Genomic DNA, 26,730 nt, shown 5'->3' on the forward strand with positions numbered 1-26,730 from the left:
GAACGGGTGAGCCCAGGCCGCGCCACCGGGTGGACGGTCGTCAACGTCGTCGTCGTGCTCTACGCACTGTTCCCGGTGCTGTGGATTCTGTCGTTGTCGCTCAAACCGAGCTCAACGGTCAAGGACGGCAACCTGATTCCGACCCAGGTGACGTTCGACAACTACAAGGCGATCTTCGGCGGCAACATGTTCAGCTCGGCGCTGGTCAACTCCATCGGCATCGGGCTGATCACCACCGTGATCGCCGTCGTCGTCGGGGGCATGGCAGCCTACGCGATCGCCAGGTTGGTCTTTCCCGGCAAGCGGGTGCTGGTGGGTGTCGCGCTGCTGATCGCGATGTTCCCGCAGATCTCCTTGGTCACACCGCTTTTCAACATCGAGCGCAAGATTGGGCTGTTCGACACCTGGCCCGGGCTCGTCATTCCGTACATCACCTTCGCGCTGCCGCTGGCGATCTACACGATGTCGGCGTTCTTCAAGGAGATCCCGTGGGATCTGGAGAAGGCGGCGAAGATGGACGGGGCGACGCCCTGGCAGGCGTTCCGCAAGGTGATCGCGCCACTCGCCGCCCCCGGCATCGTGACCGCAGCCATCCTGGTGTTCATCTTCGCGTGGAACGACCTGCTGCTGGCGCTGTCGCTGACGGCGACCCAACGGGCCATCACGGCACCCGTCGCGATCGCGAACTTCACGGGCAGTTCACAATTCGAAGAGCCGACCGGATCCATCGCCGCGGGCGCGATGGTCATCACCGTGCCGATCGTCATCTTCGTTCTAATCTTCCAACGACGGATCGTCGCCGGTCTGACGTCCGGTGCGGTGAAGGGGTAGGTCATGGCCGAGATCGTGTTGGACCGCGTGGCGAAGAGTTACGCCGGAGGCGCGGCGGCGGTGAAGGACCTGTCCATCACCATCGCCGACGGCGAGTTCGTCATCCTGGTCGGCCCGTCGGGCTGCGGCAAGTCCACGACGCTGAACATGATTGCCGGCCTGGAGGACATCACCTCCGGCGAGCTGCGCATCGGCGGCGACCGCGTCAACGAGAAGGCCGCCAAGGACCGCGACATCGCCATGGTGTTTCAGTCCTATGCGCTCTACCCCCACATGACGGTGCGCCAGAACATCGCCTTTCCGCTCACGCTGGCGAAGATGAGCAAGGCCGACATCGCCACCAAGGTCGACGAGACGGCCAAGATCTTGGACCTGACCGAACTGTTGGACCGCAAGCCCGGTCAACTCTCCGGTGGCCAGCGTCAGCGGGTCGCGATGGGCCGCGCAATCATCCGCAGCCCCAAGGCATTCCTGATGGACGAGCCGTTGTCCAACCTCGACGCCAAGCTGCGGGTGCAGATGAGGTCCGAGATCGCCCGCCTGCAGAACCGGCTTGGCACCACCACCGTGTACGTGACCCACGACCAAACCGAGGCCATGACCCTCGGCGACCGCGTCGTCGTGATGCTCGCGGGGGTAGCCCAGCAGATCGGCACCCCCGACGAGCTCTACCACCGCCCGGCCAACCTGTTCGTCGCCGGCTTCATCGGGTCGCCGTCGATGAACTTCTTTCCAGCGACGCTGACCGACGTCGGAGTGCGGCTGCCGTTCGGCGAAGTCACCCTCGTGTCCGACGTGCACGACATGTTGGCGCGCCACCCCAAGCCGCGGAACGTGATCGTCGGCGTCCGGCCCGAACATCTCGAGGACGCCGCGCTGATCGACTCCTACGCGCGGATCAAGGCGCTGACCTTCGAGGTGACGGTCGACCTGGTCGAGTCGCTCGGATCCGACAAGTACGTCCACTTCCACACCGAGGGCGATGGCGCTCGGGCAGCTCAGCTCGAAGAGCTGACCACGGAGTCCGGGATCGGTGAGAACCATTACGTGGCAAGGGTTCCCGCCGAGTCGAAGGCGGTCGCCGGACAGCAGGCCGAGCTGGCCTTCGACACCTCCAAGCTGACGTTGTTCGACGCGGACACCGGCGCGAACCTGTCCATCCCGCCCGCCGAGTGACCGACGTCCTGGCCGAGGTTCGCACGCGACTTGGCGAGCATTACGACCGACTCGGCGCCGGCCCGGAGCCGGCCGTCGCCAGCATCACCTTCCTCGGTGCGGAGTCGATCGACGTGCTGCGCTTCGGACCGGACGCCGACGGCATGCTTCATCATGTGTCGCTTGGCTGTTCGCGGCACGCGATGCTCGACCCGATGGCAATGGTCGTCGACTCGTCGAGCGGTCCGCGCGCGGAAGTCGTGGTCGCACTGCGTGGTTCGACGCCGATGGGGCTGGCCCGCTCGATCGCGATCGTGGCGGCGTCACCCGCCGTCGAGGGTCTGGTGCTGGTACCCGACGCCCTCGTCGACCTGGAGACGCCACTGTGGGAGGGCGCACCGTTCACCGCGGTGTTGTTGGGGCCCAGCGACGTCGCCGCCGTCGCGCTGCCCGCGCCGTACGAGCCGGTGAACATCCTGTCGGCGACGCCGATCACCCCGACCGAGGCGGCCTGGGTGCGACTCAAGGGTGCCGAGGCGATGCGGGAGGCGTGGCGGACCGACGGGGTCGACGTTCGGGATCCCCGGCGGCGGGCCGCCCGACCGGCCTGAGCGGCGGGCCAGCTCGCCGAGCTGACGACCCCTCAACCTGAGCGCCGAACGTGGACTTTTGCCACGCCTACCCGGCCGGGAACGTGGCAAAAGTCCACGTTCGGCGGGGAGGGGACTATAGCGGGGAGGAGGCTACAGCCAGTGGTTGCGGCGGAACGTGAAGTACAACCCCGAACACACCGTCGCCATCACCAGCAGCACCATGGGGTAGCCGTAGGTCCACGCCAACTCCGGCATGTGTTCGAAGTTCATCCCGTAGATGCCGGCCAGCGCCGTCGGGACGGCCGCGATCGCCACCCACGCCGAGATCTTGCGCATGTCCATGTTCTGCTGCATCGACACCTTGCCGACGGCGGCCTGCACCAGCGAGCTGAGCACCTCGTCGTAGCTGGCGATCCGGTCGGACGCCTGGGTGTTGTGGTCGACCACGTCGCGGATGTAGCGCCGAACCTCCTTGGAGATGAGGTCGTTGTGGTCGGAGCCGAGGCGCTGCAGTGCGAGGTTGAGCGGGCCCACCGCCCTGCGCATCTCGACGACCTCCCGCTTGAGCAGGTAGATGTGCTCGATGTCGGTCTCGCTGGTGGGGGAGAAGACGTTCTCCTCCATCGCGTCGATGTCGAACTCGACGAGGTCGGTGACCTCGAGGTAGTGGTCGACGACGTGGTCGGCGATCGCATGAAGCACGGCATACGGTCCCAGCGCGCAGTTCGTCGGGTTGGAGTCCATCCGCTTGCGCACCTTGGCGAGGCCGCCGTGGTCGCCGTGCCGGACCGTCACGACGAAGTCCGGCCCGACGAAGATCATGATCTCGCCGGTCTCGACGATCTCGCGGGCCTTGGCCACCGACTCGTGCTCGACGTACATGATGGTCTTGAGCACCAGGAACAGCGTGTTGTCGTAACGCTCCAGCTTGGGTCGCTGATGGGCGTGCACGGCGTCTTCGACGGCGAGTTCGTGCAACCCGAACACGTCGGCGACGGCCTGCATCTGGCGCTCGTCGGGCTCGTGCAGACCGATCCAGACAAAGGCCCTTACGTCGGCGAGCTGGAGTTCCCTGACCTTGGCCAGCGCCGCGGCGTGGGTGTACTTGCCTGGCAGGCGCTTGCCGTCGGCGTAGACGCCGCAGTCGACCATCGCCCGGGAAACCGGCACGTGGATGGAACTTGCGTCTGGCTCGGGCAGCCTGCGGTTCGTCGGACGCAGCATCGACGGCTGCAAGGCGCGAAATGACGGCACGAACGTCCTCCCCTGAACGGGCGGAGCAGCTACGTTGAGCCCCGAATTGACCGTTGCAGATGGTACGCCCAAAGCCTGTGTGCGCTGGCCTCACAACCTGGCAACCCGCCCAAGTGAGATCCCACGGTGAAGTAGCCTGACGCGATGACTGAAGCGGTCCGCACGCCCCAAGTCGTCATCGATGACGCCGCCATCTTCGACGCGCACGAGGGGGGCAAGCTCTCGGTCGCGTTGAAGACGCCGCTGGACACCCAGCGTGCGCTGTCGATCGCCTACACGCCTGGTGTCGCGCAGGTGAGCCGCGCAATCGCCGCCGATCACACGCTGGCGGCGAAGTACACCTGGGCCAACCGGCTCGTCGCGGTGATCAGCGACGGCAGCGCCGTCCTCGGCCTCGGCGACATCGGCCCCGCGGCGTCACTGCCGGTGATGGAGGGCAAGAGCGCGCTGTTCAAGACCTTCGGCGGCCTTGACTCGATTCCGATCGTGCTCGCCACCAACGATCCCGACGAGATCGTCGAGACAGTCATCCGGCTACGCCCGACGTTCGGCGCGGTGAACCTAGAGGACATCTCGGCGCCACGCTGCTTCGACATCGAGCGCCGTCTCGTCGAGGCGCTCGACTGCCCGGTCATGCACGACGACCAACACGGGACGGCGATCGTCGTGCTCGCCGCCCTGATGGGAGCCACCAAGGCCCTCGATCGCGACATGCACACGCTTCGGGTCGTGATATCCGGGGCAGGAGCCGCCGGCGTCGCCTGCGCCAACATCCTGTTGGCTGCCGGCATTCGCGACGTCACGGTGCTGGACAGCAAGGGCATTCTGCACACCGGCCGCGAGGACCTCAACCCGTTCAAGTCAGAGCTGGCCGCGAAGTCGAATCCGGCCGGGCGCACCGGCGGCACCGCCGAGGCGATGGACGGCGCGGACGTGTTCCTCGGTCTGTCGGCGGGTTTGGTTCCCGAGGAGATCGTCGCGACGATGGCGCCGAACGGCATCGTGTTCGCGCTGTCGAACCCCGATCCCGAGATTCACCCGGACGCGGCGCGCAAGTACGCCGCCGTGGTGGCCACCGGCCGCAGCGACTTCCCCAATCAGATCAACAACGTGCTGGCGTTCCCCGGTGTCTTCCGCGGGGCGCTCGACGCCGGCGCCCGCCGAATCACCGAGGCAATGAAGGTGGCCGCCGCGGAGGCGATCTTCTCCGTCGTCGGCGACGATCTGGCCGTCGACCACATCGTGCCGAGCGCGCTGGATCCGCGGGTGGCTCCGGCGGTTGCCGCTGCGGTGGCGGCAGCGTCGACGCTCTGAACGGCTCGATGGTCCTGCGACGGTTGGCGGCGCTGCTCGTCGTTCTGGTGGTGGCCGGATGCGGCGGATCACCGCCGGCGACATCCCTCGCCGTCGGCGCGGGACCCGACCCCGCCACCACCCTGCTGGCCCACCTGTACGCGGCCGCGCTGCGGTCGTACGGCAACGCGGCGCACGTCGAGCCGAGTCAGGATCCGCTGGCCGGGCTGGACTCCGGCGACGTCGAGGTGGTGCCGGGATTCACCGGGCGACTGCTGGTCCGCTTCGATCCCGACGCGACGGCTCGCGCTCCCGAACAGGTGTACCGCTCGATGATCTCGGCGCTGCCGGAGGGCGTCGGTGCGGGCGACTACGCGCAATCCGCCGAGGACAAACCCGCCATGGCCGTCACCGAGGCGACGGCCACGAAGTGGGGGAGACGTGACGTCGCGGCGGTGATCAGCCACTGCAACGGCCTGACGGTCGGCAAGGTCGTCGGCGACCGATCGCCTTCGGCCGTTGCCACGTGCCGGCTGCCCGCGGCCACCGAGTTCCCCACCGCCGCGGCTCTGGTGGGCGCCCTTCGGTCGGGCCGGGTCGCCGCCGCGTGGACGTCGACCGCCGTGCCCGAGACTCCCGACGACGCCGTCGTCCTCAGTGACAAGACCTCGGCGATCCGGGCGGAGAACGTCGTCCCGCTCTACCGGCGCAACGAGTTGAATGAGCGACAGGTGTTGGCGCTCAACGAGATTGCGGGCGAGTTGGACACCGGATCATTGGCCGACATGCTTGGCAAGGTGGCCGCGGGCGCCGATCCCGGCGCGGTCGCCGACGACTGGCTCGCCGCGCATCCGCTCGGCCACTAAGCCCGTCAGCGGACTCCCGGCATCGCCCTGGCGATGACCGAGGAAAACAGCCGCTGGTAGCCCGATCCGGTGACGCGCACGATGACGTCGAGCACCTTGGCGTCGGCCCCGACGAGCACGCGCGCCTTGTTCTTGCGGACGGCGTCGAGGATGATCACCGCGGCCCGCTCCGGGGTGGTCTTGGCCAGCTTCTTGTCGAAGGTGTTCGCAAGCTTCTCGGCGTCGATGCCCTCGGCCGCCGCCGCGTTGCGTGCGATAGCGGTCTTGATGCCGCCGGGATGCACCGTCGTCACCTTGACCGGGCGCTTGCCGGCGACCATCTCCTGGCGCAGCGCCTCGGTGAACCCGCGCACCGCGAACTTGGCCGCGTTGTAGGCGGCCTGGCCGGGCACCGAGAAGATGCCGAACAGGCTGGAGACGTTGACGACGTGCCCGTCGCCCGACTCGATGAGGTGCGGCAGGAACGCCTTGGTGCCGTTGACGACGCCCCAGAAGTCGACGTCCATCACGCGCTCGATGTCCTTGTAGGAGCTGACCTCGACGTCGCCGGTGTACGCGATGCCTGCGTTGTTGTAGATCTGGTTGACCTTGCCGAAGTGCGCCTTCACGGCGTCGGCGTACAGCTCGAACGCCTCCCGCTCGGTGACGTCGAGGCGGTCGGCCTTGACGGGTGCCCCAATGGCCTTCAGGCGGGCCTCGGTGACGGCCAGGCCCTCGAGGTCGACGTCGCTGATCGCGAGCTTTGCCCCCGAGCGGCCCAGCTCGAGGGCCAGCGCCTGGCCGATACCCGACCCGGCTCCCGTGACGACGGCGACCTTACCGGCGAAGCCCTGCATGAACACTCCTTCTCTCGACGGCGAGCGCACGCTTGTTGCACACATCGCCCGAGAGCGGGTGCCAACATGCGTACTTTCGGCGTGAAGCCTAACCGGTACCGCTGGTCCCGCCTACATCGGTCAGATGAAAGTCGGGTCAGCCGAACGCCTCGTCGATGATCTCCTGCTGCTCGACGGCGTGCACCTTCGACGAGCCCGACGACGGAGCTGACATCGCGCGCCGCGAAATGCGCTTGATGCCGGTCAACTTGTCGGGCAGCTGCTCGGGGAGTGCGAGGCCGAACGTCGGCCACGCACCCTGATTGGCCGGCTCTTCCTGCACCCAGAAGAACTGCTCGGCGTTCGGGTACTCGTCGAGCGTGGCCCGCAGCCGTCGCTTGGCCAGTGGGTAGAGCTGCTCGATGCGGACGATGCCGATGTCCTCGCGGCCGTCCTTCGCCTTGCGGGCGGCCAGGTCGTAGTAGATCTTGCCGCTGGTCAGCAGGATCCGCTTCACCTTCGAACGGTCACCGTCACCGTCGGTGTACGTCGGCTCCTCCATCACCGAGCGGAACTTCTGCTCGGTGAAGTCGCGGATGTCGCTGACGGCTTCCTTCTTGCGCAGCATCGACTTCGGGGTGAAGACGATCAGCGGCCGGTGAATTCCGTCAAGGGCATGCCTGCGCAACAGGTGGAAGTAGTTGGCAGGCGTCGACGGCATCGCGACGGTCATCGACCCCTCGGCGCACACCTGCAGGAATCGCTCGATGCGACCCGACGTGTGGTCAGGGCCCTGGCCTTCGTGGCCGTGCGGCAGCAGCAGTACGACGTCGGACAGCTGGCCCCACTTGGCCTCACCGGAGCTGATGAACTCGTCGATGATGGACTGGGCGCCGTTGACGAAGTCGCCGAACTGCGCCTCCCACAACACCATTGCGTCGGGGTTGCCGACGGAGTAGCCGTACTCGAAGCCCACGGCGGCGTACTCCGACAGTGCCGAGTCGTAGACCATGAACCGGCCGCCGGTTGGCGCGCCCTCCTCGTCGAGCGTCAGCAGGTCGATGGGGGTGAACTCGGCACCGGTCTTGCGGTCGATGATCACCGCGTGCCGCTGGGTGAACGTGCCGCGACGGGTGTCCTGACCGGTGAGCCGGATCAGCTTGCCCTCCGACAGCAGGGATCCCAGCGCCAGCAGCTCGCCGAAGGCCCAGTCGATCTTGCCCTCGTATGCCATCTCGCGGCGCTTGTCCAGAACGGGCTTGACGCGCGGGTGCACCGTGAAGCCCTCCGGCACCGCCAGATGCGCGTCGCCGATCCTGGCGAGCAGCGACTTGTCAACGGCGGTACTGAGTTTCGCGGGCAGCTGCTGGTCGGCTTCGACCGACTCGCTGGGCTCGATGTCGTGCTTCTCGAGGTCGCGGACCTCGTTGAAGACGCGCTCGAGTTGACCCTGGTAGTCCCGCAGCGCGTCCTCGGCCTCCTTGATGGAGATGTCGCCGCGGCCGATGAGCGCTTCGGTGTAGGTCTTGCGGACGCCACGCTTGGTGTCGATGACGTCGTACATGCCCGGCTGCGTCATCGACGGGTCGTCACCCTCGTTGTGCCCGCGGCGGCGGTAGCACAGCATGTCGATGATGACGTCCTTGTTGAACTTCTGCCGGAAGTCCACCGCGAGCCGCGCCACCCAGGACGCGGCCTCGGGGTCGTCGCCGTTGACGTGGAAGATCGGCGCTCCCACCATCTTTGCGACGTCGGTGCAGTACTCCGAGGAACGGGAGTCCAACGGCGAGGTGGTGAAGCCGATCTGGTTGTTCACGATGATGTGGATGGTGCCGCCGGTGCGGTACCCACGCAGCAGCGCGAGGTTCAGCGTCTCGGCGACGACGCCCTGCCCGGCGAAGGCCGCGTCGCCGTGCAGCATCAGCGGTACGACCGAGAAGCTCTCGGTTCCCTTCTCGGCGTCAACCAGGTCCTGCTTGGCCCGGACCAGTCCCTCGAGCACCGGGTCGACGGCCTCGAGGTGCGACGGGTTGGCCACCAGCGAGACGTCGATGTCGTTGTCGCCGAACATCTGCAGGTAGTTGCCTGTCGCGCCGAGGTGGTACTTCACGTCGCCCGAGCCGTGCGCCTGGCTGGGGTTCAGGTTGCCCTCGAACTCCGAGAAGATCTGCGACGCAGGCTTGCCGACGATGTTGGCCAGCACGTTGAGCCGGCCACGGTGCGGCATGCCGATGACGACCTCGTCGAGGTTGTGTTCGGCCGCCTGGTCGAGAACGGCGTCCATCATCGGGATGACGGTCTCGGCGCCCTCCAGTGAGAAGCGCTTCTGCCCAACGTACTTCGTCTGCAGGAACGTCTCGAACGCCTCGGCGGCGTTGAGCTTGCTCAGGATGTACTTCTGCTCGGCGACGGTGAACTTGTCGTGCTTGACCTCGACGCGTTCCTGAATCCACTTCTGCTGCTCGGGTTCCAGGATGTGGGTGTACTCCACGCCGACGTGGCGGCAGTACGCGTCACGCAGCACCGACAGGACGTCACGCAGCTTCTTGTATTCCTTGCCGGCGAAGCCGTCGACCTTGAACACCCGGTCCAGGTCCCACAGCGTCAGCCCATGGGTGAGGACGTCGAGATCGGGATGGCTGCGGAAGCGCGTCTTGTCGAGTCGCAGGGGGTCGATGTCGGCCATCAGATGGCCGCGATTGCGGTATGCCGCAATCAGTTCGATGATCCGCGCGTTCTTGTCGAAGATCGAGTCCGGGTTGTCGGTGCGCCACCGGACGGGCTCGTACGGGATGCCCAACTCGCGGAAGATCTCGTCGTAGAAGTCGTCGGAGAGCAGCAGGTTGTGGATGGTGCGCAGGAAGTCGCCTGACTCGGCGCCCTGAATGATGCGGTGGTCGTAGGTCGAGGTGAGGGTGATCAGCTTGCCGAGACCCATCTCGGCGATCCGCTCCTCGCTGGCGCCCTGGAACTCGGCCGGGTACTCCATCGCGCCGGCGCCGACGATCGTGCCCTGCCCGCTCATCAGCCGCGGCACGGAGTGCACGGTGCCGATGGTGCCGGGGTTGGTCAACGAGATGGTGACGCCCGAGAAGTCCTCCGCGGTGAGCTTGCCGTCGCGCGCCCGGCGCACGATGTCCTCGTAGGCGGCGATGAACTGCCCGAAACGCATTGTCTCGCAACGCTTGATGGCGGCGACGACGAGCTGGCGACCGTTCTTGGTCTGCAGATCGATGGCGAGGCCCAGATTGGTGTGCGCGGGCGTGACCACGTTCGGCTTGCCGTCCACCTCGGCGAAGTGCCGGTTCATGTTCGGGAAGCTCTTGAGGGCTTGGACGATCGCGTAACCCAGCAGATGGGTGAAGCTGATCTTGCCGCCGCGGGTGCGCTTGAGGTGGTTGTTGATGACGACTCGGTTGTCGATCATCACCTTCGCCGGGATGGCCCGCACGCTGGTGGCGGTCGGCACGCCCAACGAGGCGTTCATGTTCTTCACGACGGCAGCGGACGCGCCGCGGAGAATCGACACTTCGTCCTCGTCGGAGGATTTTGCGGGCTCGGTCTTGGAGTCTGTCTTGGACTCGGTCTTCACGGGTTCGGCCTTCGGCTTCGGCTCGGTCTTGGTCTCGGCCTTGGGCTTCGACTCTGGCGTGGTTTCGGCCTTCGCAGGCGCGGCCTTCGCGGCGGCGGGCTCTGCCTTCAACGGCGCCTCGGCCTTGCCGTTAGCGGTCGACGGCGGCGCGCTCGCCTCGGTCGACGGCTCCGGGGAGTAGTCGACCAGAAACTCGTGCCAACTCGAATCGACCGACGAGGGATCCTCGCGAAACTTGCGATACATCTCCTCGACAAGCCATTCGTTCTGTCCAAATGGTGAAGGTGAACTGCTCACGGCAGCTACTCGCCTCGATTCCTTCTAACTCCGCGGGCGCGCCGTCTGCCGCTCGCTCTCTCGCCGCATAAAGGCTAGCGCTTCAGCAGCGACCAGTAACGGCCAACGCCCTTAGTTACCTGGAGCCGACGTCGATGGCGGCGTGCGCACGTCCCAGTGGGACGCGCGCCTTACTGTTCCAAACCGCGCAGAACGTGCAGCGTCGCAGGCCACCGCGGCGGTGGATTGCCGAACGCGCTCCGCGCATTGGAGACGATCTTCTTTCCCATGGCACGGTTTCCGACGCCGCCGACCACGGCGCCGATGCCGACCGGTAGCAGCTTGCCGAACGCGATCGCGCCACGCTTCAACGCGTACTTCTTGACGAAGAACTTGAGCAACCGGCCGTTGAGCTGCGAGACCGCGGGCAACGGCAACGACGCTGCCCCGTCGGCCAGCCAGCCACCGCCGGTGCGACCCGTTCCGATGAGGTCGGCAACGGCGCGCTTGCCGTCCTCGCCGACCAGCACCGCGAGCACCAGCGCGCGCCGACGCTCGCGATGGGCGGCAGGAATGCCGTGGACCTCCGCGACGGCGAGCACGAACACCGCCGTCGCCTCGAGGAACACCACGGTCTCACCGGCGACCGCGGACATGGCCACCAGCGTGCCGATCCCTGGGAACGCCGCCGCCGAGCCGACGGCCGCGCCGCTCGCCATCACCGCAGCGAGATAGTGGTTCTCCAGCTTGCCGATGATCTCGGCGGGGGAGGCACCGGGATTGTGCTCGCGCAGCCGGTCGACGTAGGCCTTCACGGCCGGGGCCTGGACTCGGGCGCCGCGTTCGATGATCTGGGACAGTGCCCGCGCCGCGACGCTTGGATCGTCGTCGAGCTTGGCGGGCACCTGACTCTTGGCACCGGAGCGAGCGCTCATGGTTTGGGCCTCCCCGTTTGCGGACTGGCTCGTCAAGGCTAGTCCGTCGTTCTGCCACTCCAACGTACTGCGGGGCGCCGAAGTGCCCGGCGGTGACGGCGGTCACCGTTCGCTCAGGGAAGAAAACGCTCGTAACCCTTGCTAAACAGTTTCATGGCAGCATCTGGATACGTGGACCTCGAGAACGCTGCACCCAACCAGGCTGGGGTGGCTGGTGGGACGAAGGTGCCGAGCAACGCCCGGATGATCGTCGTGCTCGGTCTTCTGGTCGCCCTCGGCCCCCTGACGATCGACATGTACCTGCCGGCGTTGCCGCAGATCGCCGACGACTATGCGGTGTCGTCGTCGGTGGTACAGCTGACGCTGACCGGCACCCTGGCCGGTCTGGCCATCGGCCAGCTGATCATCGGTCCGCTGTCCGATTCGTTGGGCCGCCGCCGTCCGCTGATGGCCGGAATCGTGCTTCACATGCTGGCGTCGCTGCTGTGCCTCGTCGCGCCGAACATCGTCGTCCTCGGCATTGCGCGGAGTCTGCAGGGCGTCGGAGCGGCGGCGACCATGGTGGTCGCACTCGCCATCGTCGGCGACCTCTTCACCGACTCCACGGCGGCAACCGTGATGTCGCGGCTGATGCTGGTGCTCGGCGTCGCCCCGGTGATCGCGCCGTCGCTTGGCGCGGCCGTTCTGCTGCGCTTCTCCTGGCACTGGGTCTTTGCGGTGCTCGTGGTGCTCGCCGGTTTGCTGCTGCTGCTCGCCGCCCTCGCGCTCCCCGAGACGTTGCAGGTGTCACATCGCAGACCGCTGCGCATCCGCGGAATCCTCGGCACCTACGGCGAACTGCTGCGAGACCGGCGTTTCGTCATCCTGGTGCTGGTGGCGGCGCTCGGGATGTCGGGCCTGTTCGCCTACATCGCCGGCGCGTCGTTCGTGCTGCAGGGCCGCCACGGCCTCGACCAGCAGGCGTTCGCGTTGGTGTTCGGTGCAGGCGCCGTCGCGTTGATCGGAGCGACGCAGTTCAACGTCGTGCTGTTGCGCCGCTTCACGCCGCAGACCATCACCGTCTGGGCCCTTGCGGCCTCGGTGGTCGCGGGGGTGGTGTTCGTCGCGCTGGCCGCAACGGGCGTCGGCGGAATCTACGCCTTCGTGCTGCCCGTGTGGGCGATCCTGGCCGCGATGGGCTTCGTCATCCCCAACGCACCTGCGGTGGCCCTTTCGCGGCATCCCGATGCGGCAGGCACCGCGGCGGCGCTGTTGGGCGCCGGTCAGTTCGGCCTCGGTGCGGCCGTCGCGCCGTTGGTCGGCGTGCTCGGCAACGACGAACTCGCCCTTGCCGCGGTCATGACGGTCGGCTCGGTCATCGCGCTGCTGGCGCTGCTCGCCGTGGGGTCGACGGCCCCTATCCAGGGCGACGCGCTGCCCGCGGGCGCCGTGCCCGACGCGGCGTGACCCCGACTTGTCGCCGGTCCTGCTGATCCGTAGCGTCGGCTCTCCAGCTTCGCAACGCTTGGTCGAGTAGATGCCGCAGACACTGACATTCACGCTGACGCCCCACGCCGTCACGGCGATCGAGGGACGGCGATGACGGCGGCGCTGCAGTTGCTTCGGCCCCGCACCGACAACCCGTGGAACGCGCTGTGGGCGCTGCTCGTCGGGTTCTTCATGATCCTGCTCGACGCCACCATCGTCTCCGTTGCCAATCCGTCGATCATGGATGCGCTGCACGCCGACTACGACGCGGTGATCTGGGTGACCAGCGCCTACCTGCTTGCCTACGCGGTGCCGCTTCTGCTCGCGGGCCGGCTCGGCGACCGGTTCGGGCCGCGCAACCTCTATCTGGCCGGGTTGGCGGTGTTCACCGCCGCGTCGCTGTGGTGTGGGTTGGCAGGCAGCATCGAGGTGCTGGTCGCCGCGCGCGTCGTGCAGGGCGTCGGTGCGGCGCTGCTGACACCGCAGACACTCTCGACGATCACCAGGGTCTTCCCGCCGGAGCGTCGGGGTGTCGCGCTCAGCGTGTGGGGCGCCACCGCGGGCGTGGCGACGCTGGTGGGGCCGCTGGCCGGAGGCGTGCTGGTCGACGGCCTCGGCTGGCAGTGGATCTTCATCGTGAACGTGCCGATCGGTGTCGTCGGTCTGGTCCTCGCGCTGATCTTCGTCCCGGTCCTGCCGACTGAGAAGCACGGGTACGACGTGATCGGCGTCCTGTTCTCCGGCGTAGGCCTGTTCCTCATCGTGTTCGCGCTGCAGGAGGGCCAGTCGCACGATTGGGCGCCGTGGATCTGGGGCACGCTGGTGGCTGGCATCGTCGCGATGGGGGCGTTCGTCTACTGGCAGGCGGTCCAGACCGGAGAGCCGCTGATACCGCTGAGGATCTTCCGGGACAACGACTTCAGCCTGTCCAACCTCGGCATCGCCGTCATCGGCTTCGCGGTCACGGCGATGATCGTGCCGGTCATGTTCTACGCCCAGGCCGTCTGTGGGCTCTCACCAACCCGGTCGGCGTTGCTCACGGCGCCGATGGCGGTCATGTCGGGTGTGCTGGCGCCCTTCGTCGGCAAACTCGTCGACCGGTCCCATCCGCGCCCCCTCATCGGTTTCGGCTTCTCCGCCGTGGCCATCGCGCTGACCTGGCTGTCGTTCGAGATGACGCCGACGACACCGATCTGGCGTCTGGTGTTGCCGCTGGTCCTCATGGGCGTCGGGATGGCGTTCATCTGGTCCCCGCTGGCGGCCACCGCGACCCGCAACCTGCCGCCCCGGCTGGCGGGCGCCGGTTCCGGTGTCTACAACACCACTCGGCAGGTGGGCAGCGTGCTGGGCAGTGCGGGCATCGCCGCGCTGATGACGTCGCAGATCAGCGCGGCGATGCCCGCGCAGTCCGATCCGGCGGTCGGGGAGACCGCCGTGACCGAGTTGCCGAGCTTCCTGCACGAGCCGTTCGCCGAGGCGCTGTCGCGGTCGCTGCTGCTGCCCGCGTTCGTCGCGCTGTTCGGCGTCATCGCGGCGCTGTTCCTCCGGGGCTTCGGGGACGGCTCGGCCCTTGAGGACCGACCGGTCACCCCCGCCCTCCCGGTCGAACCCGACTACTTTCCCGACGACGACGACTACTTCGAGTACACGGTCGACTGGTCCCCTGCAGACGACTTTTCGGCAGACGACGAAGAGTACGAGGAGTGGGACGATCCGCACCGCGCCGAGCAGTGGCGTGCCGACGAGAGCGTCACCTCGCCGCTTGCCGTCCACCCCGTCCAAGACCCCGACCCCGACACCGTGCCCGAACTGATCACCGTCGACGAGCCGTACCGAACCCCGCAGCCCATTCCCGCCCGCAACGGACATGCCCCGTGGCGCAACCTGCTCGACGACCAGCTCGACGGATCCGTCGGCGCTGATCCCGGGCCGGACCCGATTGGTCTCGCCCACAACGGGTTTCACGTACCCAGTGAAGCGGCCGTGCAGGTTCGGTCAGCCGGCAGACACTCCCGTCGGGAGGTGCCGCCGGACGACGACGCGGGAACCTACGGCAAGCACTCGATGCGGTTCCGCGACTGACTCGCACCGAAGAGCACCGCGGGATTCAGGCGACCGTCCGGGTCGAAGGCCGTCTTGAGCGCGCGCATCGCGGCCACGTCCGCGTCGGTTCGCGACATCGTCAGGTAGTCCCGCTTCTTGGTGCCGACTCCGTGTTCGCTGCTGACGTTGCCCCGGCTGTCGGCGATCAGCGTCATCATCGCCGAGTACAGGTCCCGCTCGCGGTCGGCGTCGAGAACGCAGCGCACCAGGTTCAGGTGCAGGTTGCCCTCGCCGACGTGACCGAACAGCACCGGGATCGCTTCCGGGGCGTGCTCTGAGACCAATGCCGTTGCCGCCGTGGCGAACTCACTGATCATCGAGAGGGGTAGCGAGACGTCGAACTTCAGTGGGGGACCGTAGACGCCCAGCACGTCGGCGACGGCCTCGCGGACCTGCCAGAGGCGGAACTGCGTCGCGGCGTCGACTCCGACGGCGGGCTCACCGGCCAGCTCGGCGTCGGAGAGGAGGTCGGCCAACCGCTCGGTGAGGTCGACGTCGCCCGCGAGCTCGATCAGCAGCTGCCACGCCCCGTCGACCGCGGGACCCACACCGGCGTGCTCGGCGGTCAACGCGCTGGCCCTGGCGTCGACCAGCTCCAGTGCGGCGATCCCGTCGACGTCGCGGAACTCGCGGCCGACGGCGACCAGTGCGTCCAGGTCGTCGAATCCGGCGATGGCCGTAACCCGTTGTGCGGGGGTGGGATACAGCCGCAGATCGAGGCTGGTGATCACCCCGAGGGTGCCCTCGGCGCCGATGAAGAGCGACGCCAGGTCGTACCCGGTGTTGTCGCTGCGCACCTCGCTGTGGCGGCGCACCACCGACCCGTCGACGAGCGCCACCTCGAGTCCGAGCACCTGTTCACCCATGTTGCCGTAGCGCACGGTGCGCAGACCGCCCGCGTTCGTCGACGCCATGCCGCCGACCGTCGCCGAGTCGCGGGCGGCGAGGTCGACGCCGAACACCAGGCCCGCCTCGGTCGCGGCGCGTTGGACGGCACCGAGGGTGGCGCCTGCGCCCGCGCGGACGCGGCGTTCGACGACGTCGACCTCGCCGACGGCCGAGAGCCTTTCGGTGGACAGCAGCACGTCGTCGTGCTCGGGCACTGTGCCCGCGACCAGGGACGTCCGGCCGCCCTGCACGGTGACGTACGCGCCCGCGTCCCGACACGCCAGCAGCACCGCGGCGACCTCGTCGTCGGAACCGGGCCTGACGAGGGCGGCCGCCCTGCCGCGATAGCGCCCGGTGTAGTCGACGCAGCGGCCGGCCAGCACGTCCGGATCGGTGCTGACGTACTTGGCGCCGACGATCGCCGCGAGCTGGTCGGTCAGGCTGTCACTCACCCCGTCGGTGTATCACAGGAGGTCAAGGACAGGAACGCCCCGAGTTCGATCAGACCGTCGGGAGTGGACGGCAGGTAGTCCGTCAACAGCCGGGACCGCACGACGACCGCCGCGTACTTGGCCCGGCTCACGGCCACGTTGAGCCGATTGCGGTTGAGCAGGAACGAGATTCCACGCGGCACGTCGTCGGCCGACGACGCGGTCATCGACACGAACACCACCGGCGCCTGCCGACCCTGGAACTTGTCGACCGTGCCGACCTGGACCTCGGTCAGGTTCGCGGCGTCGAGCCTGCGCCGCAGGGTGACCACCTGGGCGTTGTACGGGGTGACGACCAGCACGTGCCCCTGGTCGAGGGGGACGGTCCCGTCGCCGTCGGTCCACGGGGTGCCGAGCAGACCCTGGATCTCGGCGACGATCGCGTCGGCCTCCTCGGGGCTGTCGGTCGAGTTGCCGTCGTGGTCGACCTCGAGAAGCCGGACGCCGGGGGTCACGCCGTCGAGTCGCCGCGCCCCGCTGACGTCGTCCTTCGCGCGCAGGCGCCCGTCGTAGGACAGTCGGGAGACCGGTCCGCATACGTCGGGATGCATGCGGTAGGAGAATTCGAGGAAGTAGCCGCGCTCAGGGGGCAGCGTGTGGTGGCCGTCGACCAACCAGCCCAACGCCGAGTGGTCGACGGGCTCGGGGTGGGTGCCTTGGCTGACCTGCGGCAGTTGCTGCGGGTCACCGAGCAGCAGCAGGTTTCTGGCCGCGCTGGCCACCGCGATGGTGTTGGCCAAGCTGTATTGGCCTGCCTCCTCGACCACCAGCAGGTCGAGCGAGCCACGCGGCACCCGGCCGGCGTTGGCGAAATCCCAAGCCGTGCCGCCGATTACGCCTCCGACGGGGTCGTCGATGAACGCCGCGTAGTCCTTCTCTGCGACGTCGCGCCACGGCGCGTTCGGGCTCTTCTTCTTGCCGACCCGGTCCGGATCCACCCCCGCGTCGACGACGCATCCGAGCAGGTTCTCCACCACGGCGTGTGACTGCGCCACCACGCCGATGCGCCAGTTGTGCTCGGTGACCAGCCTGCTGATCACCTTGGCGGAGGTGAACGTCTTGCCGGTGCCCGGCGGCCCGTGCACGGCCAGGTAGGACGAGTCGAGGTCCAGCAGGGCCGCGGTGACGTCGGCGGCGACGTCACCGCGGCGGGGGAGTGCACCACCGGTCACGGTGCGCGGTGGCCGGCGAAGCAGGATGTCGGTGACCGCGTCGGCGGGCAGGTTCGGCAAGCCCGCCCCGACGAGGGCCGCGGTTGCCTCGATGGATTCCTGCAGCGGCCTGGTGTTGATCGGTGGCCCCGGGGTGAGCGCGAACGGCACCTGGGCGAAGATCTCGCCGTCCTTGGGCTGCTTCTCCACGATGAGCGCCTCCGTCGGCGCCTCCGGGTCGTCGCACCCGATGACCTCGACGCTGGCGAATCCGCGGCGGTCGGGGTCGTCGGCGAACCCCGCGGGAGCGGGCGGCTCGTAGAGGGCGTACATGCTTCTGCCCAGTTCTCCGGTGGCGATCTCACCGAAGAGTCGGATGTGCCGTTGCGGCTTGCGGGCTCGCGGCGGCTGGTGCCAGTCGGCGACGATCTCGTGGCGGTCCGCGACGAACACGTCGCCGTTGTCGGACCACTCGTCGACCGGATTGTTGACGCGGTCGAAGTGCGCCCACCAGAACGGCTTGTCCTCCCGCTTGTGATAGCCCCTGGCCGCCGCCACCATCGCGACGGCGGTCTGCTCTGGGGTGCGCGCCTCGGACCCGTCGCCGGCGAACGTCGTCAGTCGGCGCTCGAGGGCGTCGGCGACCTCGACGGCTTCGTCGGCCGCCGCGCCACGTACGCGTTGCGGCCCGCGCGGGGGGACCTCGGATTCGATGGCGCGGGCGACCAACCAGTCGCGGAGTCGGCGCGTCGACCGGCAGTCGTAGCGGTTGTAGTCCTCGATGTCCTTGAGCACGATCTGCGCGTCGTCGAGCTTGCCCTCGTCACGCAGCGAGCAGTAGCGGGCGTACTGGGTGATCGAGTCCGTCGCGGTGGTGACCTCGCCGTCGCGCAGTTCGTTGCCCATGTAGAGCGGCTCGAGGTACTTGATGGAGTAGCTCTCGGTGCCGACGCGAATGCTCTTGCGCACCAACGGATACAGGTCGACGAGCACGCCGTTGCGCAGTAGTTCGTCGACGTCGTTCTCGCCGACCCCGTACCGGCCGGCCAGCCGCAGCAGGGTGCTCTTCTCGTACGCGGCGTAGTGGTAGACGTGCATGCCCGGGTACTTCTTGAGTCGCTTGCGGACCATGGCGAGGAAGTCGACGAGGGCTTGGCACTCGCTGGGGCGGTCGTGGGCCCAATACGGGGTGAACTCCTCCTGCGCCGTCAGCACGCCCCACAGGTACTCCAGACCCCAGTCCCTGCCGTTGAGCGTCCACAGCGGGTCGCCCTCGAAGTCGAAGAACAGGTCGCCCTTGTTGGCGTCGGGAAGCACCATGAGGGGCTGGGCGTCGACCACCTCGTAGGGCGGCTTGCCGTCCACCCGATCGGCGACCTGCAGCCGCGCCTGTGCGGTGAGCGCCTTCACCGTGCGGGCGGACAGCTCGGGCACCGCTGCGTCCAGCTCGGCGAGGTCGTGCACGGTGGTGACGCCCGCGTCGATCAGGCGGGAGCGTTGACTCACCCGCATGCCGGCGACCAGCAGCAGGTCGTCGCGGGCGCGGACCTCGACGCTGCACTCCGGACACCGGAAGCAGGCGCGGACGTCGTCGTCGTTCCAACTGACCGGCCTGTCGCGCGCGAGGTGCTCGTCGAGCAGCCGCTGAAGGGCCGCGCGCCGCGGGAGGTAGACGGGAAGCAGTTCGTCGACCCGGTAGGGCGACACGGCGCCGTCGCCGAGCACCAGCTCGACCTCGTCGGCCACCGGGACGCCTCGGCGCGCGAGGGTGTCGGCGTACGCCGCGAGCTGCAGCAGGGCCTCGACCTTCACCGAGCGGGCGAGCTTGGTGTCGCGCAGCAGGTACCGGTCGCCATCTAGCACCAGGAAGTCGGCGAAACCCACGAAGCGGCCGTCGAACATCGCCGCCTGGTAGACGACCGGCGCGCGGCTCTCGACGGCGCGCATCGTCTGCTCGGCCGCGGAGCGCAGCCCCGAGGAGGTGTAGGACGGGCGGCCGATGACGGTGACGTCGCCGAACTCGGCGCGAAGGTCGTCGAGCTGACGGCGTTCGTGGTCGTCGCCGAGGGACGACGTGCGCTCGAGCAGCTCGTCGGTGACGACGATCTTCGGGCTGCGTCCTAGCTTCGCGTCGAAGGCGCGCAGCAAGGCGTACTCGCAGCGCGCGGCGGCGGCGAGATCGGATGCGCTGTAGACGACGCGGTCGTCTCCATCGGCTAGGACGAACACGAACTCGACTGTAGGTGAGCGGTCCGACGTCGCCCCGTGACGAACTAGCCCGTGTTGCCGATCAATTCGACGCCGTTGCCGTTCCATCGGAACCGCACCACGCTCTTGAGCTTGCTGGTCTCGTTGAGATACATCAACGCGATGGTGTCGCCCGTCGTGGCGGTGTCGTCGATGCCGTTGAAGCCGTAGGTGTCCGGAACGCCGGTGGGGATGACCTTGCCGAGGTGGAACAACACGGCGCGGGTGTTCGGGTTGGCGGCGTTGGTGTTCGCCTTGATGACGATCGCCGACAGCGGCGCGCATTCGTTGTAGTTGCCCGCCAACGGCTCGGGGCTCCACGGTTGTCCACTCCGAGGGTCCCTTGGCAGTTCGGACACGGCCTTGGCGATCTCCGGCGCGGCGAGGTCGACCGCACAGGGATCGGCGGGCCCCGGCGCCGGAGAAGGACCGGAGGCGACCGTAGGGGCGGGAGCGGGAGGGGCCGTCTGAGCCGGGGCGACGGTGGCCTCCGGGGTCTTGGAGACGGTCGAATCGCTCGCCCCGCAGCCGGCCAGTGTCGCCACCGCGGCAAGGACCGCGAACCACCGATGCACCCTCACTGGTCCCTTCACGCTGCGCCACCGTACCGGCTCGGAGTGTCGAAGCCGCGACGACATGAGGGAGGGAGCGGCATTTACCCGTAGACTGCCACCTCGATGAGCTCTGAAGACTCCGACGCGACGAGCGCCGACATAACCTTTGCTGACCTGCAGATTCACCCGGCGGTGCTGCGGGCCCTCGCCGACGTCGGCTACGAGTCGCCGTCGGCGATTCAGGCCGCGACGATACCGGCGATGATGGCCGGCTCCGACGTGGTCGGACTGGCGCAGACCGGCACCGGCAAGACCGCCGCGTTCGCGATCCCCATCCTGTCGCGGATCGACACCACCAGCCGCACCACGCAGGCCTTGGTGCTCGCCCCGACCCGCGAGCTTGCACTGCAGGTCGCGGAGGCTTTCAGTCGCTACGGTGCGCACCTGCCGGTCAACGTGCTTCCGGTCTACGGCGGCTCGTCCTACGGGCCGCAGCTGGCCGGCCTCAAGCGCGGCGCGCAGGTCGTCGTCGGCACTCCCGGCCGGGTGATCGACCACCTGGAGAAGGGCAGCCTGGACGTTTCGCACCTCGACTACATGGTGCTCGACGAGGCCGACGAGATGCTGCAGATGGGCTTCGCCGAGGACGTCGAGCGGATCCTCGCCGACACCCCCGAGTACAAGCAGGTGGCGCTGTTCTCGGCCACCATGCCGCCCGCGATCCGCAAGATCACCTCCAAGTACCTGCACGATCCCGTACAGGTCACCGTGAAGTCGAAGACGGCGACCGCGGAGAACATCTCGCAGCGCTACATCCAGGTGGCCGGACCGCGGAAGATGGATGCCCTCACCCGACTGCTCGAGGTCGAGCCGTTCGAGGCGATGATCGTGTTCGTCCGCACCAAGCAGGCCACCGAAGAGGTCGCCGAGAAACTTCGCGCCAGGGGCTTCTCCGCCGCGGCCATCAACGGTGACATCGCCCAGGCCGTCCGTGAGCGCACCATTTCTCAGCTCAAGGACGGGACGATCGACATCCTGATCGCCACCGACGTGGCGGCGCGTGGTCTGGACGTGGAGCGCATCTCCCACGTCCTGAACTACGACATCCCGCACGATCCCGAGTCCTACGTGCACCGCATCGGACGCACGGGCCGGGCCGGACGCTCGGGCGCGGCGGTGCTGTTCGTCACACCCCGCGAGAAGCATCTGCTCAACTCCATCGAGAGGGTGTCCCGGCAGAAGCTCGTCGAGTCTCAGCTCCCGTCGGTCGACGACGTCAACGACAAACGCGTGGAGAAGTTCCGCGAAGCGATCACCGAGGCCCTGAACGCACCAGGGATCGAGTTGTTCCGCAAGCTGATCGAGGACTACGAGCGCGACCACGACGTGCCGACGGCGGAGATCGCCGCGGCACTGGCCGTGCAGAGTCGCGGTGGTGGTGAGTTCCTGATGACGGAGCCGCCGCCGGAGAAGCGCCGCGAGCGCCCGGACCGCGACGCGGGCGGAGAGGGCGGCCCGCGCAAGCGGCGCGACAACGTCCGAGGTGACCTCGCGACCTACCGCATCGCGGTCGGCAAGCGGCACAAGGTCGGGCCGGGTTCCATCGTCGGGGCGATCGCCAACGAGGGCGGCTTGCACCGCAGCGACTTCGGCCACATCACCATCAAGATGGATCATTCGACGGTCGAGTTGCCCGCGAAGCTGTCCAGGGAAACCCTGAAGAAGCTCGAGAACACCCGGATCTCGGGTGTGCTCATCGATCTCAAACAAGATCGTCCAGGTCGAGAGGGACCGAGTCACCACCACAAGCCGAAGTGACGGGGCGCGACACTGACGTTGGCGGCCTCGAGTCGGCAAGCCGGGGCAGAGTCGCCTCCTTAACCGGCGTTCGCGCGGTCGCCGCGATACTCGTGATGTTGACCCATGCCGCCTACACGACGGGCAAGTACACCCACGGTTACGTGGGTTTGATCTACTCCCGCATGGAGATTGGCGTACCGATCTTCTTCGTGTTGTCCGGCTTCCTGCTGTTCGCGCCGTGGGTGCGGGCGGCCGCCGACGGTCGCCCGTCGCCGTCGGTCAGCCGCTACGCGTGGCATCGGGTCCGGCGCATCATGCCCGCCTACGTCGTCACGGTGCTCGCGGCGTACCTGGTGTATCACTTTCGCACCGCGGGGCCGAATCCCGGCCACACGTGGATGGGGTTGTTTCGCAACCTGACTCTGACGCAGATCTACACCGACGACTACCTGTATTCGTACTTGCACCAAGGGCTTACGCAGATGTGGAGCCTCGCGGTTGAGGCGGCGTTCTACGTCGCCCTGCCGTTCCTGGCCTATCTGCTGCTGGTGGTGGTGTGCCGCAGACAGTGGCACCCGGTGCGCCTGATCCTCGGTCTGGTGGCGTTGGCGTTCGTCAGCCCGGCCTGGTTGACGCTGGTGCACACCACCGATGTCCTACCCGACGGGGCGCCGCTGTGGCTGCCGACGTATCTGACGTGGTTCCTCGGCGGCATGCTGCTCGCGGCGCTTCTGCCCCTCGGCGTGCGCGCGTACGCGGTGATCTGCATACCGCTGGCGCTTGCCTGCTATCTCATCGCGTCGACGCCGATCGCCGGGGCGCCGACGACGTCGCCCGCCGAGCTTCGGGAGGGCTTGGTCAAGACGGTGTTCTACGCGGTCATCTCGACGCTGGTGGTGGCCCCGCTGGCGCTGCACGGGCATGACGGCGCGCGGGGGTGGTACCAGCAGTTCATGGCGAGCCGGCCGATGGTCTTCCTTGGCGAGATCTCCTACGAGATCTTCCTGATTCACCTCGTCACCATGGAACTGGTGATGGTCGAGATCCTGCGCTTCCCGATCTACACCGGCTCCATGTGGTGGTTGTTCGTGGTCACGATGATCGTCACCGTGCCGCTGGCATGGCTGCTGCACCGCGTGACCCGGGTGCGGACGTAGCCCACCGCCCACCGCCACGGTCGAGTTAGGGTTACCTAAGTCGATTGGAGGCGTCATGGCCGAAAGCAAACCATCCCGCGGATTCGCCGGTGCGCTCGTAAAACTCTGGCGCGGAGGCGATTACGCCCTGACGGTCACCGGCCGTACCGAGGTGACCCCGAACTACCTTCGCCTGCACTTTCTTGCCAAGGAGCTGCTCGCCGAGCGCCCGATCCATCCGACGATGTGGGTCCGTGGCTGGTTCCCCGACGGCAACAAGTCCCATCAGCGGGGCTACACGCTGGTCAACCCCGACCCCGAGGCCGGGACGCTGGACGTCGACTTCGCCATGCACGACGGACTGGCGACGGCCTGGGCCCGGACCGCCAAACCCGGCGACACCCTCGAGGTCACGGTGCTCGGCACTGACTTCACGCTGCCGGAACCCGCGCCCGCCGGTTACGTCGTCGTCGGTGACACGGCGTCGTTGCCGGCGATCAACTCGCTGCTCGACGCCATCGGCAACGTGCAGGCCAAGGTGTTCCTCGAGTCATCCCACGCCGACGACCGCGAACTGCCCGTCGCCGGGGGCGACGTCACGTGGATCGACCGCAAGAACGGCGGTGAGGCGTTGGTCGAGGCCGTCCGGTCGTCGGCTTTCACGGCGCTGGACCACTTCGGCTGGGTGGCCTGCGACAACCGCACCACCCGCGCGATCGCCAAGGTCCTCCGGGAGGACTACGGGATACCGCGCAGGGCCGTCAAGGCGCAGGCCTACTGGGCGGGCTGACGCCGACTCAGTCAAGATCAACTCCGGTGAGAAATGTGCCGCGGGGCGGGCGGCTGGCGCATACGCTTTGGCCCATCGCCGAAGCGCGGCGGTTCCTTCGGTGAGCGGATGGCCCAATGAGTGGTACGGAACGGGCGCAGGTTCGGCGCGACATCCTTCCCATCCCCGACGTTCCCCACGTCGGGCTGACGACATACGACGCCAAGGATCCGGACACCAGCTACCCGCCGATCCGCGACGTGCGTCCCCCTGACGGCGCCCCCAACGTGCTCGTCATCCTCGTCGACGACGTCGGATTCGGGGCCAGCAGCGCCTTCGGTGGACCCTGTCAAACACCGAATTTCGAGAAATTGGCGTCGAATGGCTTGAAATACAACCGTTTCCACACCACGGCGCTGTGTTCGCCGACTCGGCAGGCGCTGCTCACCGGTCGCAACCATCACTCGGTGGGCATGGGCAACATCACCGAAACAGCCACGGCGGCACCGGGATACACCTCGGTGCTGCCGAACACCAAGGCTCCACTGGCGTTGACGCTCAAGTTGAACGGGTATGCGACGGCGCAGTTTGGCAAGTGCCACGAAGTGCCGGTCTGGCAGACCAGTCCGGCAGGTCCGTTCACCGCGTGGCCGACGGGCGGCGGCGGTTTCGAGTACTTCTACGGCTTCATCGGCGGCGAGAACAATCAATGGGACCCGGCGCTGTATGAGGGCACGACCCCGATCGAGCCGCCCAAGACTCCTGCTGAGGGCTACCACTTGACCGAGGACCTGACCGACAAGGCGATCAACTGGGCACGTCAGCAGAAGGCGCTCCTGCCCGACAAGCCGTTCTTCATGTACTTCGCGCCGGGCGCCACGCACGCCCCGCATCACGTGCCACCGGAGTGGATCGAGAAGTATCGGGGCAAGTTCGCCCATGGCTGGGATCGTCAGCGCGAGATCACCTTCGAGCGGCAGCAGGAACTCGGGGTCATCGGACCCGATGCCGTGCTGACCCCGCGGGACGCGGAGATCCCGGCGTGGGACGACATGGACCCCGCGCTCAAGCCGGCGTTGGAACGCCAGATGGAGGTGTATGCCGCCTTCATGGAGCACACCGATCATCACGTCGGTCGGCTGCTCGATTCACTCGGCCCCGTGCTCGACGACACGCTGGTCTACCTCATCATCGGGGACAACGGGGCGTCGGCCGAGGGCACGCTACAGGGCGCCTTCAACGAGATGGCGAACTTCAACGGGATGGCCGAGATCGAGACCCCCGAGTTCTTGGCGTCGAAGATCGACGAGTTCGGCGGCGAGGGCTCATACGGCCACTACGCCGTCGGGTGGGCGTGGGCGATGGATTCGCCCTATCAGTGGACCAAGCAGGTGGCGTCGCACTGGGGCGGCACCCGCAATGGCACGATCGTGCACTGGCCCAAGGGAATTCAAGACAAGGGCGGGCACCGCAACCAGTTCAGTCACGTGATCGACCTGGCACCAACGATTCTGGAGGCGGCTGGCATTCCCGCGCCGACGATGGTCAACGGTGTGATGCAGAGTCCGTACGAGGGTACGAGCATGCTCTACAGCTTCGACGACGGCGACGCCCAGGAGCGGCACCAGACGCAGTACTTCGAGATGTTCTGCAATCGAGGCATTTACCACAAGGGCTGGAGCGCGGTGACCAAGCACCGCACCCCGTGGGCGATGGGCGGCGCGGTGATGCCCGCCTTCGACGACGACGTGTGGGAGCTCTACGACGGCAACGTGGACTGGACGCAAGCCAACGACCTGTCGAAGGAGCGCCCGGAAAAGTTGCACGAGCTGCAACGGCTGTGGTTGATCGAAGCGGTCAAGTACAACGTGCTGCCGCTCGACGACCGCCAGATCGAGCGGATCAACCCCACCTTGGCGGGCCGACCGTCGCTGATCAAGGGCAACAGTCAATTGTTGTTCGGGAACATGGGCCGGCTATCGGAGAACAGCGTCGTCGACGTCAAGAACAAATCGTTCGCCGTCACCTCCGAAGTCGACGTGCCCGCGGGCGGTGCCGACGGCGTGATCATCGCCCAGGGTGGTCGGTTCGGAGGGTGGAGTCTGTACGCCACGGGTGGTCGGGCCAAGTTCTACTACAACGTACTTGGCATCGAGTCCTACGAGATCGAGGCGACGGAGCCCGTTCCCGTTGGCACCACCCAGGTGCGGATGGAGTTCGACTACGACGGTGGTGGAATGGGCAAGGGCGGCAACGTGGTTCTCTACTACGACGGTAGGGAAGTTGGTAGCGGGCGAGTCGCTCGGACACAGGGCTTCATCTTCTCGGCCGACGAGACCACCGACGTCGGCCGCGAGACGGGCACCACCGTCAGCCCGGACTACACCGCCCACACCAGCACGTTCAGCGGAAAGGTCGACTGGGTGCGCATCGATCTGGGCGAGGACGCGAAGGATGCCGATCACTACATCGACCCCGACGAGCGCTTTCGGGTGGCGATGGCCAGGCAGTAGG

Annotated in this window: 18 protein-coding genes; 11 read left to right on the forward strand and 7 right to left on the reverse strand. The window is 67.5% G+C overall.

The genetic code is table 11. The annotated features are described in order from the left end of the window. The first annotated feature begins 6 nt into the window (after positions 1-6). The 3 genes from B1790_RS30435 to B1790_RS30445 are packed head-to-tail and all read left to right on the forward strand — an operon-like array spanning position 7 to position 2,597. Positions 7-831: a carbohydrate ABC transporter permease gene (locus B1790_RS30435; RefSeq protein WP_198952164.1), complete on the forward strand. Its 825-nt coding sequence runs from the start codon at positions 7-9 to the stop codon at positions 829-831. A gap of 3 nt (positions 832-834) precedes the next feature. Beyond that, entirely contained in the window at positions 835-2,007 is a 1,173-nt protein-coding gene (locus tag B1790_RS30440) for an ABC transporter ATP-binding protein (RefSeq protein WP_079927010.1), read from the forward strand. Then, positions 2,004-2,597 carry a suppressor of fused domain protein gene (locus B1790_RS30445; RefSeq protein ID WP_079927011.1) on the forward strand — a complete coding sequence of 198 codons (594 nt, stop codon included), beginning with the start codon at positions 2,004-2,006 and terminating at the stop codon, positions 2,595-2,597. Before B1790_RS30440 ends, B1790_RS30445 begins: the two co-directional genes overlap by 4 nt. 132 nt (positions 2,598-2,729) lie before the next feature. Here the strand turns inward: B1790_RS30445 and corA are convergent, their stop codons facing one another. Continuing rightward, on the reverse strand, positions 2,730-3,803 hold the full coding sequence (gene corA / locus B1790_RS30450; protein ID WP_142271586.1) for a magnesium/cobalt transporter CorA: 1,074 nt from the start codon (positions 3,801-3,803) through the stop codon (positions 2,730-2,732). Between the two features lie 174 nt (positions 3,804-3,977). Between corA and B1790_RS30455 the strand changes: the two genes are divergently transcribed. After that, on the forward strand, positions 3,978-5,147 hold the full coding sequence (locus B1790_RS30455) for an NADP-dependent malic enzyme (RefSeq protein ID WP_079927013.1): 1,170 nt from the start codon (positions 3,978-3,980) through the stop codon (positions 5,145-5,147). Positions 5,148-5,155: 8 nt separating this feature from the next. Then, positions 5,156-5,992 (forward strand): glycine betaine ABC transporter substrate-binding protein, encoded by an 837-nt coding sequence (locus B1790_RS30460; protein ID WP_079927014.1) that lies wholly within the window; start codon positions 5,156-5,158, stop codon positions 5,990-5,992. A 5-nt stretch (positions 5,993-5,997) separates the two neighbouring features. On the opposite strand, the gene B1790_RS30465 is transcribed toward B1790_RS30460, so the two are convergent. The 3 genes from B1790_RS30465 to B1790_RS30475 all read right to left on the reverse strand — a co-directional run bounded on the left by B1790_RS30465 (position 5,998) and on the right by B1790_RS30475 (position 11,610). Beyond that, on the reverse strand, positions 5,998-6,828 hold the full coding sequence (locus tag B1790_RS30465) for an SDR family oxidoreductase (RefSeq protein ID WP_079927077.1): 831 nt from the start codon (positions 6,826-6,828) through the stop codon (positions 5,998-6,000). A 136-nt stretch (positions 6,829-6,964) separates the two neighbouring features. Beyond that, positions 6,965-10,696, reverse strand: a complete 3,732-nt coding sequence (locus B1790_RS30470) for a multifunctional oxoglutarate decarboxylase/oxoglutarate dehydrogenase thiamine pyrophosphate-binding subunit/dihydrolipoyllysine-residue succinyltransferase subunit (protein WP_079927015.1) — start codon at positions 10,694-10,696, stop codon at positions 6,965-6,967. A gap of 170 nt (positions 10,697-10,866) precedes the next feature. Further along, positions 10,867-11,610, reverse strand: coding sequence for a hypothetical protein (locus B1790_RS30475; protein ID WP_079927016.1), 744 nt, complete (start codon positions 11,608-11,610; stop codon positions 10,867-10,869). Between the two features lie 153 nt (positions 11,611-11,763). Here B1790_RS30475 and B1790_RS30480 point away from each other — a divergent pair, with 153 nt between their 5' ends. Next, complete coding sequence (locus B1790_RS30480; protein WP_079927017.1) at positions 11,764-13,056, forward strand: multidrug effflux MFS transporter; 1,293 nt, start codon at positions 11,764-11,766, stop codon at positions 13,054-13,056. A gap of 132 nt (positions 13,057-13,188) precedes the next feature. Beyond that, positions 13,189-15,159, forward strand: coding sequence for an MFS transporter (locus B1790_RS30485; protein WP_079927018.1), 1,971 nt, complete (start codon positions 13,189-13,191; stop codon positions 15,157-15,159). On the opposite strand, the gene B1790_RS30490 is transcribed toward B1790_RS30485, so the two are convergent. From B1790_RS30490 to B1790_RS30500, 3 genes are read right to left on the reverse strand one after another with little or no spacing between them, the layout of a single operon-like run. After that, the gene (locus B1790_RS30490; protein WP_079927019.1) at positions 15,126-16,520 is read right to left on the reverse strand and encodes an FAD-binding oxidoreductase; all 1,395 of its coding nucleotides are present in this window, start codon (positions 16,518-16,520) and stop codon (positions 15,126-15,128) included. The two genes, B1790_RS30485 and B1790_RS30490, sit on opposite strands and share 34 nt — an antisense overlap. Next, the gene (locus B1790_RS30495; protein ID WP_079927020.1) at positions 16,517-19,939 is read right to left on the reverse strand and encodes a TM0106 family RecB-like putative nuclease; all 3,423 of its coding nucleotides are present in this window, start codon (positions 19,937-19,939) and stop codon (positions 16,517-16,519) included. Before B1790_RS30495 ends, B1790_RS30490 begins: the two co-directional genes overlap by 4 nt. Positions 19,940-19,983: 44 nt before the next feature. After that, a complete protein-coding gene (locus B1790_RS30500) occupies positions 19,984-20,550 on the reverse strand; it encodes an LppP/LprE family lipoprotein (protein WP_233165387.1) in 567 nt (188 codons plus the stop codon). Positions 20,551-20,634: 84 nt separating this feature from the next. Between B1790_RS30500 and B1790_RS30505 the strand changes: the two genes are divergently transcribed. The 4 genes from B1790_RS30505 to B1790_RS30520 all read left to right on the forward strand — a co-directional run bounded on the left by B1790_RS30505 (position 20,635) and on the right by B1790_RS30520 (position 26,729). Then, positions 20,635-22,329, forward strand: a complete 1,695-nt coding sequence (locus B1790_RS30505) for a DEAD/DEAH box helicase (protein ID WP_079927022.1) — start codon at positions 20,635-20,637, stop codon at positions 22,327-22,329. Then, on the forward strand, positions 22,326-23,468 hold the full coding sequence (locus tag B1790_RS30510) for an acyltransferase (RefSeq protein WP_079927023.1): 1,143 nt from the start codon (positions 22,326-22,328) through the stop codon (positions 23,466-23,468). The genes B1790_RS30505 and B1790_RS30510 overlap by 4 nt, the downstream gene beginning before the upstream one ends. 55 nt (positions 23,469-23,523) lie before the next feature. Next, the gene (locus tag B1790_RS30515; RefSeq protein ID WP_079927024.1) at positions 23,524-24,237 is read left to right on the forward strand and encodes a siderophore-interacting protein; all 714 of its coding nucleotides are present in this window, start codon (positions 23,524-23,526) and stop codon (positions 24,235-24,237) included. 116 nt (positions 24,238-24,353) lie between these two features. Next, positions 24,354-26,729, forward strand: a complete 2,376-nt coding sequence (locus B1790_RS30520) for an arylsulfatase (protein WP_079927025.1) — start codon at positions 24,354-24,356, stop codon at positions 26,727-26,729. Position 26,730: the final 1 nt, after the last annotated feature.

Source organism: Mycobacterium sp. AT1, assembly GCF_002043095.1.
Lineage (GTDB): Bacteria > Actinomycetota > Actinomycetes > Mycobacteriales > Mycobacteriaceae > Mycobacterium.

Coding starts and splice junctions, on each gene's coding strand:
- B1790_RS30520 (WP_079927025.1), top strand. CDS start 24,354: ATGAGTGGTACGGAACGGGCGCAGGTTCGGCGCGACATCCTTCCCATC.
- B1790_RS30515 (WP_079927024.1), top strand. CDS start 23,524: ATGGCCGAAAGCAAACCATCCCGCGGATTCGCCGGTGCGCTCGTAAAA.
- B1790_RS30465 (WP_079927077.1), bottom strand. CDS start 6,828: ATGCAGGGCTTCGCCGGTAAGGTCGCCGTCGTCACGGGAGCCGGGTCG.
- B1790_RS30440 (WP_079927010.1), top strand. CDS start 835: ATGGCCGAGATCGTGTTGGACCGCGTGGCGAAGAGTTACGCCGGAGGC.
- corA (WP_142271586.1), bottom strand. CDS start 3,803: ATGCTGCGTCCGACGAACCGCAGGCTGCCCGAGCCAGACGCAAGTTCC.
- B1790_RS30485 (WP_079927018.1), top strand. CDS start 13,189: ATGACGGCGGCGCTGCAGTTGCTTCGGCCCCGCACCGACAACCCGTGG.
- B1790_RS30475 (WP_079927016.1), bottom strand. CDS start 11,610: ATGAGCGCTCGCTCCGGTGCCAAGAGTCAGGTGCCCGCCAAGCTCGAC.
- B1790_RS30480 (WP_079927017.1), top strand. CDS start 11,764: ATGGCAGCATCTGGATACGTGGACCTCGAGAACGCTGCACCCAACCAG.
- B1790_RS30455 (WP_079927013.1), top strand. CDS start 3,978: ATGACTGAAGCGGTCCGCACGCCCCAAGTCGTCATCGATGACGCCGCC.
- B1790_RS30460 (WP_079927014.1), top strand. CDS start 5,156: ATGGTCCTGCGACGGTTGGCGGCGCTGCTCGTCGTTCTGGTGGTGGCC.
- B1790_RS30505 (WP_079927022.1), top strand. CDS start 20,635: ATGAGCTCTGAAGACTCCGACGCGACGAGCGCCGACATAACCTTTGCT.